Here is a 14051-nt window from a genome sequence, read left to right as displayed (position 1 = left end):
CCACTTTCCGCGATAGCTGATCCAGAGCCTCGGTCACGGCGTTTCCGTGACCGGGGTCTCTAGGGCAGGCCTGACGGTGCGGCGATCGCGCCAGGCCGGGGCGAGGGCGGTGAGCATTGCGGCGCCGGTCAGGGCGAAGGCCCAGCGGTAGCCGGTTCCCGCCGAGAACCAGCCGAAGGCGATGGCGCCGACGCCCATGCCGGCGTCGTAGGCGAGGTTCCACAGCGCGCTGACGGTGTCGTAGCCGGCGGCTGGGACGCGGGCGTACATCAGCGTCAGTGTGGCGTTCTGGGTGACCCCGAATCCGAATCCGAACACGCCGACGGCGATGACGACGGCGACCGGGCTGCTGGTCAGTGCCATCAGCAGCGTGCCGGAGGCCGACAACAGCAGGCCGGGAAGGACCAGACCGGCGGGACCGCGCCGGTCGCCGTGCCGCCCCGCGAGCCAGCGGGCCAGTGTGGCCGTCGCGGGCTGGACGAACAGCGCCACGGTGACCAGGCCCGTGGCCGAGGCCGGCACCGCGAGCGGCAGGAAGGTGACGACGATCCCGGCGGCCATGGCAACGGCCGCGAAGACCACGGCAGGACAGGTCAGTTGGGCTGTGCGAAGGCCCTCGGTGATGCCGATGGCACGGCCGGAGACGCGGACGCGGTCGGGCAGGCCAGGCACCGAGACGATCGCCGCGAGGGCGGCCACCGCCCCCATCGTGCAGACCACCCCGTAGCCGGTGTGCGCGGCCAGCCACACCCCCAGCGGCAGGGCAGCCAACGAGGGCACCCCGCTCACTATGCCGACCAGCGCCAGCCCTTCCCCGCGACGCTCGGCCGGGATGAGGGACGCGGTCAGCGCGCCGCCCGCGACCACCGTGAAAGCGAAGCCCAGCCCACGCAGCAGGCAGACCGCGACGATCCACCACAGGTCCCGGGAGAGCGTCAGGACCAGGGCCGGAGCACCCAGCAGGACCAGCCCGGCGCCCAGGACGAGGCGGTAGCCGAAGCGGTCGACCAGGCGGGGCGTCACGAACTCGCCGACGACGGTCGCCAGCATCAGCGCGCCGGTCGCCAGCCCGGCAGCGCCGCCTGCCCCGGCTCCCGCGCCGCCGGTCGAGGCGTAGTGGGGGACCACCGACAGCAGCAGGTAGAAGCTGGTCGATGCGCCGAGGATGGAAACGAAGCGCAACAGCAACAGCCGTGTCAGCAGAGGCGGTCGCGGCGCGAAAGACGAGGAAGCGGAGTCGAGGGTCTCGGGCATGGCAGGACGCTAAACGGCCGACTGGATCTCCCGTAAGATCCAGTTCCATGCCACTGGAGTGGGCCGGTTCCTCGCCCGAGCTGCTGCTGGTTCTCGACCGCACCGGTGGCCTGCCCCTGCGCGCGCAACTGGAGTGCCGGCTGCGGGACGCGATCCGCACCGGGCGGCTGCAGGCCGGCGAAAGGCTCCCGTCCTCCCGCGAACTCGCCCGCACACTCGGGCTCTCACGCGGCCTGGTGCAGGAGTGCTACGCCCAACTGCAGGCCGAGGGCTACCTGGTGACCCGTGGGGGTTCCGCCACCAGGGTCGCGGCGGGGGCGGTGGCAGTGCCGGCCCTGGCGTGCCCGTCCGCGCAGGCACCGCGGCTGGTCGCCGACTTCCGCTGGGGCGTGCCGGACCTGGGCTCCTTCCCGGTCGACGACTGGCTCTGGGCGACGCGTGAGGCCGCCCGGGCCATGCCGACCGCGGCGCTCGACTACGGCGACCCGCGCGGCAGTGCCGCACTGCGCGAGGTCCTGGCCGGTTACCTGCGCCGGGTGCGGGCCGCCGCGGCCGACCCGGAACGCATCGTCGTCTGCAACGGCTACGCCCAGGGGCTCGGCCTCGCACTGCGCGCCCTCGCGGACGACGGCGTGCGCAGCGTCGCCTTCGAGGACCCCGGCTCACCGGCCACCACTGCCGCGGCCGCCGCGGCGGCGGGCCTCTCCGCAGTGCCGGTGCCGGTCGACGAGCACGGCGTCGACGTGCGTGCGCTCGCGGCGACGGGGGCTCGCGCGGTCGTGGTCACCCCCGCGCACCAGTGGCCGACCGGCGTGGTCCTCGCCCCCGAGCGGCGGCTCGCTCTCATCGAGTGGGCCCGCCGCCGCGACGCGTTCGTCATCGAGGACGACTACGACGCCGAGTTCCGGTACGACCGTGAACCGGTCGGCGCCCTCCAGGGCCTCGCGCCCGACCGGGTGATCTCCATCGGCACGGTCAGCAAGTCACTCGCCCCCGCCCTGCGCATCGGCTGGCTGCTGTGCCCACCCCCTCTCGCCGAACCAGTCGCCCAGCAGAAGCAGTTGAGCGACCGCGGCTCGCCCACGCTGGACCAGTTGGCCCTGGCCCGGCTGATCGAGTCCGGACGCTTCGACCGGCACCTGCGCCGCAGTCGGGCCACCTACGCGGCACGCCGGGCCGCGCTGCTCGACGCGCTGGCCGCGCACGCCCCGGGGGTGACGGTCACCGGACTCGCGGCCGGCTTCCACGCTGTCGCCCACCTGCATACCGGGGCCGACGAGCACCGCCTCAGCACCGCCGCCCGCGAGCGGTCGGTCGGTCTCTACGGCATGAACCGCTGCCGCGCCTCACACGTCGACGCGCCCGCCCAACTCGTCCTCGGCTTCGGCAACGTGGGGGAACGGGCCATCACCGAGGGCATTGCGGCGGTCGGCGATCTGCTCGCCGGTCGGTCGTAGAGTGGCGGTCCGTCACCGACACCACTGACTGCGCCGCGTGGGGGCCTCGCTCTTCTCCTCGACGCGGTGCGTGGCTCGGCAGCGCGCCTCGCCGGAAAGGCCGGCGTGGGTTGACCCTGACCTTGGGGCAGGGCCCAGACTCGTGGCAGGGCCGCCTCGAAGGGGCTGGTGGCCGCCGGGGCAGCCGTTGCGCTTTCGAGCTGCGCCGAATCCGTACCGTCGTGAGATGAGGGAATGACCATGGGGGAGTCCGTTCACACCGTCAGAAGCAACAGGGCCCGGATGCCGCTGGTCTCCCTGCGACTGGGGGGCGCGGCGGTGGCGGTCACGCTGCTGGCCGGGGTGGCCGCATGCGGGGTGGCCCCCCGGGACGGTGGCGTGACCGTGCCGAAGGCCGCTGCCCGGCAGGAACACCCGGAATTACAGAAGGCCATCCAGGAGATCGTCGCTTCCGGTTTCGCCGGGGTGCAGCTGCGCGTGCACGATGAACGGGGCGAGTGGGTCGGCAGCGCCGGGGTGCGCAAACTGGGCGAGGCCGCGAAGCCGCCGACGGACGGGCGGTTCTGGATAGGCAGCACCACCAAGACCTTCACGGCGACCCTGGTGCTGCAACTGGTGGCCGAGGGCAAGATCGGGCTGGACGCCCCGGTGGCCGGCTACCTGCCCGAGCTCGGGCTGGACCGTCGGATCACGGTGCGGATGCTGCTGCAGCACACCAGCGGGTTGTTCAACTACGCGGGCGGTGAGCGCTACGACGACGGGACGTTCGTACCGGGGATCCCCGCGGCGGGCAAGGAGTGGATGGACAACCGGTTCCGCACCTACCGGCCGGCGGAGCTCGTGCGGTTCGCGTTGTCCAAGCGGGCGCCGTTCGCGCCGGGGACGGACCAGCGCTACTCCAACACCAACTACACGCTGGCGCTGCTGCTGGTCGAGAAGGTCACCGGCCGCTCGTACGCCGAGGAGATGCGGCGTCGGATCCTGCGGCCGCTCGGGCTGCGGGACACCAGCGTGCCGGGCAGCCGGACGGAGCTCCCCGGGCCGCACGCCCACGGCTACTACCGCTACCAGGACGCCGGTCAGTGGAAGGTGGTCGACGTCGCCCGCCAGAACCTCTCCCTCCTGGCTGGCGCCGGTGACATGATCTCGACCACCCAGGATCTCCACACGTTCGTCTCCGCACTGCTGGGCGGCAAGCTCCTGCCGGCCAAGCTGCTGGCCGAGATGCGCACGCCGCATGGCAAGCTCGGCTACGGCTTCGGACTGTGGGTGCAGGACGTCGGCCCGGGCTGCGGCGGCACCCTCGTCCACCACAATGGAGGCGCCCCGGGAGGTTATGGGGCGCTGATGATCAGCACGCCCGACGGACGTAAGACCCTGACCGCCTCGATCACCGCCGGGGACGCCGCGATCGACACGGCCAAGGAGTTCGGGCAGGCGACGCAGAAGCTCATCAAGGAGGTGTTCTGCGGCACGCACGCTCGCGGCGTCCGCTGACGACATGACAAACGGCAGCACAGACGGCATCACTGACGGCATTACCATCGGCCAAGCTGCGGCATTCGCCGGCGTCACGGTGAAGACCATCCGGCACTATCACCGGTACGGCCTGATCGACGAACCCCGCCGCGACAGCTCCGGCTACCGACGCTACGGGTCGACTGACCTGCTGCGGCTGGTCCAGGTCCGGACGCTGGCCGGCGCAGGCGTACCGCTGGCCGAGATCGCGGCCATACTGGACGCCGATCCGGACCGGTTCGCCGCCGCGCTCATCGACGTCGAACAGCAACTCACCGGCCGGATCGACGAACTGATCGCACGGCGCGACATGCTGCAGCGGCTCGCGGGCGGCGACCGGGCCCTGCTGCCCGACCGCGCCTGCGCGCTCCTGGACCGGATGCCCGGCCTCGGATTCACCGCGGACGACGTGACCACGGTCCGCGAGGCCCTGGTGCTCGTCAGGGCGCTGGTACCCGAAGGCTTCGACAACTATCTCGCCCAGATCGAGCGCGGCCTCGGCGATCCCCGGTACGTCTCCTTGATCCAGCGCTGCTGGCGCGCCGGCGACTGGGAACCCGACGACCCCCGGATCGACGAACTCGCCGCAGCCCTGGCCGACCACTTCCTCACCGATCCGTCGCTGCTGCCGGTCCTGACCGGACTCCAGGACCGCGACGACGGCGCGATCCGGTACGAGCTGCTCACCCACCACGGAGAGGATCAGAAACCGGCCTGGGCCCGACTGACCGTGCTGATCGAGGCACACCTTTGCTCGGCGGGCATCGACATCACGTACCAGACACCAGCTGACTGAGCGAGAGGGAACGACATGCCCGAACTGCGCCAGGCCCGCGTCTCCGATCACAGCACGATCGTCGCATGCGTGCATCAGTGGTGGGGGGACTCGCGGACCCCCGCGCAGGCCCGCGAGCTCTCCCTGCTGCTGCCCAAGCTGTTCCTGCAGTTCTTCGCCGGCACGAGTCTGGTCCTGGAGGACGCATCCGGCATCAGGGCGTTCCTCGTCGGTTTTCATTCCGCCGACAACGACGAAGAGGCATACATCCACTTCGTGGGAGTGGACCCGAATCTCCGTGGGCAGGGGGCAGCCCGCCACCTGTACACGACCTTCTTCCGGCGTGCCGCCGACGCAGGCCGCACCGAAGTGCGTGCGATCACCTCGCCAGGAAACACCGGATCCATCGCCTTTCACCGCGCCATGGGGTTCGCTCTCGAAAGCGGGGACCGAGTGGTCGACGGTCTGCCCCTGCACAGCGACTACGACGGTCCTGGTCAGGACCGGGTGTGCTTCTACAAGAAGATCGCCCGCTGACCCGCGAACACCTCCCCACCGAAGGAGGCAGCCCTGCAGCGAGGACGTGGCCGCCCTGGAGACCCGCGAGGCCGCCCCGCGTCCGTGGCAGACAACCGGCGTGTGGTCACTGTGCCTTCTCGTCAGCGGATGTCGTGGTCGGGGTGGGTCTGGTCGTATGCGTGCCGTGCCTTGGCGATGAGGGCACGGTGGGCGAGTGACCAGTCGGCGAGGGCCTTGACCAGGTGGGTCAGGTCGGCTCCGGTCTCGGTCAGGCGGTAGTCGACCTGGGCCGGGACGGTCGGGTACACGGTGCGCAGCACCAGGCCGTCGCGTTCGAGCCTGCGGACGGTAAGGGTGAGCATGCGCTGGGAGATGCCGTCGATGGCGCGCTGCAGTTCGCGGAAGCGGCGCGGCCCGCCCGCAAGCTCAACGATCACGAGCACCGACCATTTGTCGCCGATGCGGTCCAGGACGTCGCGGATGCCGCAGTCGGGGTGGTCTTCGCGGCCGCAGGGGTCGAGGTCGGCGGGGGCGGTTACCCCGGTGTGCGTGAGTGACATCAAACTGCCTTCTTGTGGCCGGTGTGCGTGCGATCAAGGATCAAGCGTAGTTACCGATGAGAACCACGACGGAAGACGGCGATTGACATGATCTTGGTGACGGGAGCAAACGGGAGCCTCGGCTCGGCCACCCTTGCGGCATTGCGTGCCGGCGGCGCCGCTGTGACGGGCGGCAGCCGCACGCCGGGCGAGGGGACGCGGCACCTCGACTTCGACGACCACGCGAGCCTGGACCTCACCGGGGTGTCCACCCTGGTGCTGATTTCCGCCGGTTATGCCGAGGACGACCAGGTCGTCGGGCGGCACGCCGCGGTCCTGGACGCCGCCATGCGCGACGGAGTTGACCACGTCGTCTACACGAGCCTGACCACGGCCGGCGACCATCTCGGTTTCGCGCTGGCGCACCGGGCCACCGAACGCCTGGTGCGAGCAAGCGGACTGCCATGGACGATCCTGCGGAACGGCTTGTACGCCGAACTCTTCGGCGGCCTGCTGATATGGGCTGGCGACGGTCTGGAGTCCGCGTTCGGGGACGGTGCCCTGGCGGCGGTCGCGCGGGAGGATCTCGCCGATGCCGCGGCGGCCGTCGCGGGGAACCCGGCCCGACACAGCGGGCGGGTCTATGACCTTGTCGGTACGCCGGTCACGGCGGGTCAGGTGGCCGACAGGCTCGGGGTTCCGCACCGCACCATCGGGCTGGGCGAGTACCGGCGCAGGCTCCTCGACGACACACCTGGGCTCCTGCCGTTCCAGCCGCCCATGCTCGCTTCGATCGCCACGGGCATCCGGCATGGCTTCCTGGCCGGCACCACTGCCGACCTCACGGACCTTCTCGGCCGCCCGGCGCGCGATCCATTGCCTGTGGCCGTTGCAGCCGCGTCCGCCGCTTCTCGTCCGGGGAGGGGGTGAGGCGTGGAGTCATTGCAGCGCGAGTGTGATGGCGATTCCCGTCGTCGCCAGGTACAGCGATGTCGCGCTGACGGCCACGACCTGGTTGACCCGGCGGGCTCGCGCCTGGCCGCCGGTCCGGATCGAGACACGCCAGGCGTAGGTGGTGGTCGCGACCCCGATGAACACATACACCAGTGAGTACAGGTGGATCTGGTCGACGAGCGTCATGCCGTGCATGATGCCGAGGGACTGGCCGGCGGCGCGCATGTTGACCACGATGGCGAAAAGCGCCGCGCCCAGCAGGCCCAGGCGCGCGCCCAGCAGGGGGGTCTCCTCCTCGGACCAGAGGAAGAAGGAGACGAGGGAGATCAGGAACGCGACGTAGACCGGCAAGGTCTCCTTCACGAAGCCGCTGGCGTCGTTCCTTGCTACGCGCATCTGGATGATGAACTGGTGATAGGCGGAGCCGGATCTGGGCCGTACGTCCGGGTTGCCGAAGGCCATCGTGTAGCGATGGTCCCGGACGAGTGTGCGAAAGTCGGTGATCTCGAAGCTGCTCAGCCGGGTGCCGTGGTTGTAGGTCGAGCCGACTGTGTCGGGCGTGTAGACGAACTGCGATGTGTCCCGGGTGTCCTCCACGACGAAGTTCACGGTCTGCCGGTCGAAGGGGTAGTCGCTCAGGTTGAAGTTCTCACGATAGGTTCCGACGACCTTCTGGTAGGTCCAGTACAACCCGTGCTCCGTGACGCTCACCTGATCGGCCTGCCTGGTCGACGAGGCGTTGATGAACTCGAAGCGTTTGATCGGCTCCAGGTCCGGTCTCGGACACACACTCCAGAACCAGATGTCGGCGTCGATGGTCCGCGTCGTGGTGTCGAGGGCATACAGGTCGGCGACGTATGCACCGAGACGGCAGGTGTCCACCGCCACCGCGGGTGTGGCCGCACCCATCGTCACGCCCATCGCGCCGACGCAGACGAGCAACCATCGGATCCCCCGAAGGGCCGTTGAGACATCCACCTTGGCACGCTAGCGGCCGATCCGGCGAGCACGATCCCGCCTTGGGTGCGGCGCCCGGAACGCCATCCCCTATTCCCCCGCCCGGACCACGCGTTCTCCCCGGCACCAGCCATGATGCCGGCCTCCAGGTTTGGGCGAATCAACTTCGGGACCTTCTGGGCACCCCGCTGCCCGTTGTGTCCTACGGCGGTTCGTTCATGACCATTACCGCGACCGTCGAGGTCTCCCCGGACGCGGGCGCAGGCGCGGTCGCGGAGGTGCGGGTCCAGCCCTGGTCCGACTTGGCGCTGCTCCACTGGCGGCCTGCGAATGCCACGGACGTGGCGTGCAGCGCGGTGGCGTGGCAGACCAGCCAGAGGGCCAGGGACCAGGCTGTCGCGGGCTCGTCGACGGGGTACATGACACCGCCGCGCACGGAAATGGGAGCCGCCGGCACCCGGCCGAACTCCCGCCGGACTGCGGCCGTGACACCGGTGCCTCTCCCGGCTGGGGCGCCCGCGGCGCCGCCCGCCCCGGCCGCCTCGACGCCCGTCGCATCCGCTCAGGTCGGGGCTGCGGCGACCTCTGCCCCTGCCACCGTGCAGCTCAGCGAGGGCCCCTCCCGCCCGGTCAGCACCGCGGCGAGCGTCGCCGCCATGCCCTCATGCTGTGCGTAGGCCTCCGGGTAGCCGCTGTGCTTGACCTGCTGCGCGGCTTCGGTGACAGGCAGGTTCAGGTAGTCCGGCACCTTCACCAGCGCGTCGAAGAACCTGCCCACCGCGTAGACGGGGTCGCTGATCTGCGCCGGGGTGCCCCAGCCCTGGGACGGGCGTTGCTGGAACAGACCGAGGGAATCGCGGTCGCCGTAGGAGAGATTGCGGAGTTTGGACTTCTGGATCGCGGTCGCCAGGGCGATGGTGACGGCCTGCTCCGGCAGGCCGCGCGCGTGGGCCACGGCGGCGATGGTCGCGGCGTGGGACGCCTGGTCCAGGTCGAGCGTGACGGTCGTACCGTCCGGGTCGTGTGCCGTGCACTCGTCGGGAGAAGTCGCCCCCACGCCGACCCTCCTCTTACCCACCCTCGGCTACAGTTTATTTGCGTTATTGCGCAACCATATAACTCTGACGGCTGTCTCTCTGAGCGGGTTGCACAGCGGTCGATCCGAACGAGGACCGAGAGGGGAAGGCATGACTGGTCGGCGTGGACCGGCGAAACCGGCCGTACGGGCGGGCCGACCGGGGCGCCTGAGCGACCGGGGGCTGGAGCTGGTCCTGCTGATCGGCGCCATCCTCATCTGCGTCTACGGCTATGCCGAGACGGCCCTCGCCCTCACCGGGAAGCTGCCGTCCGGCATGGCGACGACGTGCGCGGCCACGGCCGCGCTGCCGCTGCTGTGCCACGTCGCCGTATGCCGGTTCGCGCGGCACGCCGATCCGCTGATCCTGCCGCTGGCCACCCTGCTCAGCGGCCTGGGCCTCGTGCTCATCCACCGCCTCGACATCGCCTACGGGACGCACTACCGCCACTCGGCGCCTGCGGCCTCGGGGCAGCTGATGTGGTGCGGCGTCGCGGTGGCGGTGTTCGCCGGGGCGGTGGTGCTGTTGAAGCATCACCGAAGGCTGCAGCGCTATCCGTACGTCACGATCGCCGTGGGCATGGTCCTGCTGATGGCGCCGGCGTTCTACCCGGGTGACGTCTACGGCGCCAAGCGGTGGATCTTCATCGGGCCGCTGTCCTTCCAGCCCGGCGAGTTCGTGAAGATAGTCATCGTGGTGTTCTTCGCCGGGTATCTGACGATGCGCCGGGACGCCCTGGCGCTCGCCGGACGGCGGCTGTTGGGCATGTATCTGCCGCGCGGGCGGCAGCTCGGCCCGGTCGCGGCCGTGTGGATCCTCAGCCTGCTCGTCCTGATCTTCGAACGGGACCTCGGCACCTCGCTCATCTTCTTCGGCCTGTTCGTGATCATGCTGTACGTCGCCACCGAGCGCACCAGCTGGGTGGTGTTCGGCGTCGTCATGTTCGCCGTCGGCGCCTTCGTCGTCGGCTCCTTCGAACCGCACGTCCACGGCCGTGTCGTCGCCTGGCTGCACCCCATGGACATCTTCCTGCCGCCCGACAAGCGCCCGCCGGGGCTGGTCTCGGACCAGGCTGCCCAGGCCCTGTTCAGCTTCGGCTCGGGCGGCATCCTCGGCACCGGCCTCGGCGAGGGCCATCCGGAACTCATCGGCTTCGCCGGACGCAGCGACTTCATCCTCACCACGGTCGGCGAGGAACTCGGCCTGACCGGCGTGACACTCGTCATCCTGCTCTACGCGCTGCTTGCCGAGCGCGGCCTGTGCACGGCCCTGACCGTCACCGACCCCTTCGGTAAGCTGCTCGCCGCCGGCCTGGCCTCGGCGCTCGTCCTCCAGGTCTTCGTCGTCGTAGGCGGTGTCACGGGGCTCATCCCGCTCACCGGCAAGGCATTGCCGTTTCTCGCCCAGGGTGGTTCGTCCATGGTCGCCAACTGGCTGCTGGTCGCCGTTCTGATCAAGGTCAGCGACACGGCCCGCCGGCCCCCACCGGCCCCGGCCACCGACGTCAGCGCCGCCGAGACCCAGTTCGTCCGGCCCTGACCCCGACCTCTTTCACGACAACCGCAGCGAGGAGCGCCAGATGTACTTGGACATCATTCCCCTGGGCTTGCTCACCCCGGCGGTCCTCCGAGGGAGCCAGTTCATCGGAGACGCGAAGCATCGAAGCAGACTCCGCTACGGTCACGCACCCGCGACGCCGGACACGGCCGGTGCGAGATCCGGCGGATCAAGTCGTGCACGGTGGGTGAACAACCCGCCCTGCTCAGGGGCCCGCCGAGCCGCCCGTACGGGAACCGACTGCCGCACAAGCGTCATCGGCTGCGCCCCGTGGGGTCGGCATGGACACCTGCCCCCGGCGCGCTGATGGGGCGCATCTCACGCATCCCGGTCGGCTCGCGTCCCGCGTTGCTCGCCGCCGTGGTGATGCTCGCCCTGACCTCGGCGTCCGCGCCGGCGCCGTGGGCTGGAGCCCATGGCCTTCCCGGTCGCGGAGACGGCCCGCATGCTCGACAGCCACAGGAACATCCTCGGGCCGCCAAGAACGGGCCGGGGCCCTTCGGGGTCACCGCCGACGTTGCCGCGAACCGGCAGACGGTCCGGGTCGGCGCGCTGTTCGGCGCGGACCGCTCCGACGACCTGTCCGGCGGGCACTTCTGCACGGCCTCGGTCGTGCACAGCCCCCACGGCGACCTCATCGCCACCGCCGCGCACTGTGTGAGCGACCCCGACAGCGACCTGGTGTTCGTGCCGGGCTACCGGGACGGGAAGGCGCCGTACGGGGTGTGGAAACTGGGGCACCGCTATCTGCCCGACGGGTGGTCCAAGGACGAGGACGAGGACAGCGATCTGGCGTTCGCCACCGTCGACGACCAGGGCGGCAAGGCGATCGAGGACGTCGTCGGAGCCAACCGGTTCACGCCCGGCACGACCACCGGTGCCACCGCCGTGACCGTCATCGGCTACCCCGACTCCCGCGAGAGGCCCATCAGCTGCACCAACAAGCCGACCGCGCACAGCAGCACCCAGCAGCGCATCGACTGCCCCGCCTTCACCCACGGCACCAGCGGTAGCCCCTGGATCAACAGTGAGGGCCAGGTCGTCGGCGTCCTCGGCGGCTATGACGAGGGCGGCGACACCGACGACGTGTCCTACAGCGTGACGCTGGGCAGCCTGGCGGCCGCACTGTACAAGGACGCGACCAGCGATCCGTGATCCGCGATCCGCGATCCGTCCGATAACCCGGACCTCCCGCCCGTAGCCTTTCCCGGTCCTCAAAGACCACGCTCGCCTTGGCCGGTGCGGACGGGCATCGGGCCGCCTGGCTCAGCGAGGATCTCGCCCCACCGGCCGTGTCCTCACGCGCCCGGGGGTGCAGCGGGTCGAGTTGGAGTGGCTTGTCGTCCTCCAGGTGCATCTCGACGCCGATGGCGGTGCCTCCAGGGTCGCCCAGTTGGCCCAGCTCGCCGTGATGGCGACCGCCGAGAAGGGGCGCCCTGCTGTTGGTCTCCGGGGACTTCCGCCTCGCCCCTCGCCCCGCGGACGGCCTGTTCGGTGAGGAGACCGGTGACCAGTGCCATCACCACCGAGGCAGAACGGCAGGTTCTGCAGCAGCTGATGTAGGTCGCGGGCCTCGTCGACACCACGGCCGCAGGACGGCGTCGGCGGGCTGCGCGGCGCACGAGGTACCCGTCAAGGGCGGTGGTCGTTCTTCAGTCAGCAGGCGATGTTGCGCCGGACGACGACGGCTGCCACTGGGACTCCACCCCGCACGACCCCGTCACCCGTGTTGGCCTGCAAGGCGTCGGACACATCAAGGTCCACCGGCACCGGCAGGTTGCCGGCAACGTCAAGTCGTTTGGCGTGAAGTGGGAGGTGCGGCGCTGGTATGTCATCCTGACCGCCGAGCAGGTGCGGCCGGAGCCGCCGGCGTCGACCGGCTCGGTGGTCGGCATCGACCTGGGCACAGCCGACTTCCCCGCCACTTCCAACGGCGGAGTCGTGCCCAACCCCCGCCACGAAGCGCCGCTGCAAGGCGGTCGAGATCGTGGCCTGGTTACACCGCACGGTGCGCCGCCAACGCCTGGACCTCGCACACAAGACGGCTCTTGATCTCGTCCGTAAAACTCCGAGCCGATGCCGTTGTGGTCAAGCCGCTGTCAGTCGCGGTCCTGGTAACGGTAGTTGTAGTAGTCCTGGCCGCCCACCAGGACAGAGGTGACGAACTTCGGCAGACCGTCGGAGTTCCGCTCGACTTCCTGTGAGGTCTGCCGGGTGAAGCCCAGCGACACCCCGGGGATCACCGGGTACTCGGGCTGTGACCTGTCGATGGTCCAGCCCCGCTCGGCGGCACGCCGGAACAGGTGCTCGGCAGGGGTGGTGAACACCTCGTCTCCCTCGAGCAGGACGCGCGTGCTGGACGTGCGACCCTCACCAGGCCACCACAGCTCGATCGCGGTGACGTGGGTCCCGCCCTCGGCCAGGGCCTGTACACCGACGTGGTCGAGGGTCCAGGACGCCTGCGCCGAGTTCTGGCTCGCGCGCCTCAGTACTCGGGGCTCGCCCCAGTCGGGCACAGCGGCGAGCGCCTCGTCGAGCGTCATGTCCAGCAGGATCGGCGCGACTCCGCGCGGCGGGTCGAGTACCAGATCCACTGCCTCATCCCTCAATCTTTCACGGCGTCGTCATGTCAGGGTGTCGTAGTTTATCGTCCAACCCTTTTCGTCAGGATGTCCTGGAACTTCCTGTTGTTCTTCAGGCTGTCGACCATGTTCTTGATGTGGGAGTCGTACTTGTCGCCGTGCAGGTCGCGGACCTCGTCGATGTCCTCTGCATGGCCTGGTCCCAAGGTCGGCGTCGATCAGCTTCCGCTGTTTCGCGCGCCATTGCTCGCTTTCCTTGCTGGAGCCCGTGCTCGTCAGCTCGCGGTGGTCCTCGGCGTCCATGCAATCGCGGGCCCCATGCCGGCGTGTCCCGAACCGGCGCGACTTTCATACGCCCGGCTTCGGGGACGGCAACGCCCCCGAATGGCCGCCGTATGCCCCGAGCCGCCCTGCTGTCCGTCCCCGGTGGACCGGGGCAGGGCCGGCAGCGAGCACCACCTGATCGTCGAGGTGCACGGCATCCCGCTCGCGGCATTACTACTGGCGGCGACCGCAAGGACGTCACCCGACTGATCCCGCTGATCCAGGCCGTCCCGCCGATCCGCGGCAAGCGCGGCCGGCCACTGCGCCGCCCCAAGCACCTGTACGCCGACCGCGGTCATGACCACGAGGTCTACCGGGACAAGGTCCGCCGGTTCCAGATCACCCCGCACCTCGCCCAGCGTGGCACCGGGCACGGCTCCGGCCTGGGCGGGTACCGCTGGGTCGTGGAAGGAACGATCGCGCTGCCGCACTGGTTCCGCCGCCTGCGCACCGCACTCTGTCGAGAGTAAGCGCAGGCGATGTGCCCCAGGGGATGGCCTACTCGATGCGTCAGAACGCGTCAGAACGCATACGTGGCA

15 protein-coding genes and 1 pseudogene are annotated in these 14051 nt (G+C 70.0%); 9 read left to right on the top strand and 7 right to left on the bottom strand.

Going from position 1 to position 14051, the window contains the following annotated elements:
- Positions 1-33: 33 nt before the first annotated feature.
- Complete coding sequence (locus IE277_RS41410; protein WP_189958887.1) at positions 34-1254, bottom strand: MFS transporter; 1221 nt, start codon at positions 1252-1254, stop codon at positions 34-36.
- Positions 1255-1301: 47 nt separating this feature from the next.
- Here IE277_RS41410 and pdxR point away from each other — a divergent pair, with 47 nt between their 5' ends.
- The 4 genes from pdxR to IE277_RS41390 all read left to right on the top strand — a co-directional run bounded on the left by pdxR (position 1302) and on the right by IE277_RS41390 (position 5541).
- Positions 1302-2711 carry a MocR-like pyridoxine biosynthesis transcription factor PdxR gene (gene pdxR, locus IE277_RS41405; RefSeq protein WP_189958886.1) on the top strand — a complete coding sequence of 470 codons (1410 nt, stop codon included), beginning with the start codon at positions 1302-1304 and terminating at the stop codon, positions 2709-2711.
- 240 nt (positions 2712-2951) lie between these two features.
- Positions 2952-4208, top strand: a complete 1257-nt coding sequence (locus tag IE277_RS41400; RefSeq protein ID WP_229882391.1) for a serine hydrolase domain-containing protein — start codon at positions 2952-2954, stop codon at positions 4206-4208.
- Between the two features lie 4 nt (positions 4209-4212).
- Positions 4213-5025: a MerR family transcriptional regulator gene (locus IE277_RS41395; RefSeq protein WP_189958885.1), complete on the top strand. Its 813-nt coding sequence runs from the start codon at positions 4213-4215 to the stop codon at positions 5023-5025.
- Positions 5026-5040: 15 nt separating this feature from the next.
- Entirely contained in the window at positions 5041-5541 is a 501-nt protein-coding gene (locus IE277_RS41390) for a GNAT family N-acetyltransferase (RefSeq protein ID WP_189958884.1), read from the top strand.
- Positions 5542-5663: 122 nt separating this feature from the next.
- Here the strand turns inward: IE277_RS41390 and IE277_RS41385 are convergent, their stop codons facing one another.
- Positions 5664-6083: a winged helix-turn-helix transcriptional regulator gene (locus tag IE277_RS41385; protein ID WP_189958883.1), complete on the bottom strand. Its 420-nt coding sequence runs from the start codon at positions 6081-6083 to the stop codon at positions 5664-5666.
- A gap of 87 nt (positions 6084-6170) precedes the next feature.
- On the opposite strand from IE277_RS41385, the gene IE277_RS41380 reads away from it, so the two are divergent.
- Positions 6171-6992: an NAD(P)H-binding protein gene (locus IE277_RS41380; RefSeq protein WP_189958882.1), complete on the top strand. Its 822-nt coding sequence runs from the start codon at positions 6171-6173 to the stop codon at positions 6990-6992.
- A 9-nt stretch (positions 6993-7001) separates the two neighbouring features.
- Here IE277_RS41380 and IE277_RS41375 read toward each other — a convergent pair whose 3' ends face one another.
- The 3 genes from IE277_RS41375 to IE277_RS41365 form a co-directional block, all read right to left on the bottom strand.
- Complete coding sequence (locus IE277_RS41375) at positions 7002-7994, bottom strand: ligand-gated ion channel (RefSeq protein WP_189958881.1); 993 nt, start codon at positions 7992-7994, stop codon at positions 7002-7004.
- A 181-nt stretch (positions 7995-8175) separates the two neighbouring features.
- On the bottom strand, positions 8176-8394 hold the full coding sequence (locus IE277_RS41370) for a hypothetical protein (protein ID WP_189958880.1): 219 nt from the start codon (positions 8392-8394) through the stop codon (positions 8176-8178).
- Positions 8395-8535: 141 nt separating this feature from the next.
- On the bottom strand, positions 8536-9030 hold the full coding sequence (locus IE277_RS41365; protein WP_189958879.1) for a hypothetical protein: 495 nt from the start codon (positions 9028-9030) through the stop codon (positions 8536-8538).
- Between the two features lie 130 nt (positions 9031-9160).
- On the opposite strand from IE277_RS41365, the gene IE277_RS41360 reads away from it, so the two are divergent.
- The 3 genes from IE277_RS41360 (at position 9161) to IE277_RS41350 (ending at position 12658) form a co-directional block, all read left to right on the top strand.
- Positions 9161-10588, top strand: coding sequence for an FtsW/RodA/SpoVE family cell cycle protein (locus tag IE277_RS41360; RefSeq protein WP_189958878.1), 1428 nt, complete (start codon positions 9161-9163; stop codon positions 10586-10588).
- A gap of 324 nt (positions 10589-10912) precedes the next feature.
- The gene (locus tag IE277_RS41355) at positions 10913-11761 is read left to right on the top strand and encodes a trypsin-like serine peptidase (RefSeq protein ID WP_189958877.1); all 849 of its coding nucleotides are present in this window, start codon (positions 10913-10915) and stop codon (positions 11759-11761) included.
- Between the two features lie 486 nt (positions 11762-12247).
- Positions 12248-12658, top strand: coding sequence for a transposase (locus tag IE277_RS41350; protein ID WP_189958876.1), 411 nt, complete (start codon positions 12248-12250; stop codon positions 12656-12658).
- 47 nt (positions 12659-12705) lie between these two features.
- Here IE277_RS41350 and IE277_RS41345 read toward each other — a convergent pair whose 3' ends face one another.
- Positions 12706-13200, bottom strand: a complete 495-nt coding sequence (locus IE277_RS41345) for a hypothetical protein (RefSeq protein WP_189958875.1) — start codon at positions 13198-13200, stop codon at positions 12706-12708.
- Between the two features lie 50 nt (positions 13201-13250).
- Positions 13251-13394: a hypothetical protein gene (locus IE277_RS41340; RefSeq protein WP_189958874.1), complete on the bottom strand. Its 144-nt coding sequence runs from the start codon at positions 13392-13394 to the stop codon at positions 13251-13253.
- A gap of 211 nt (positions 13395-13605) precedes the next feature.
- Here IE277_RS41340 and IE277_RS41335 point away from each other — a divergent pair.
- Positions 13606-13964: pseudogene (locus tag IE277_RS41335) on the top strand (transposase); the annotation flags it as partial.
- Positions 13965-14051: the final 87 nt, after the last annotated feature.

Source organism: Streptomyces alanosinicus (assembly GCF_014650595.1).
Lineage (GTDB): Bacteria > Actinomycetota > Actinomycetes > Streptomycetales > Streptomycetaceae > Streptomyces > Streptomyces alanosinicus.
This window is presented reverse-complemented; position numbering and strand designations above follow the sequence as displayed.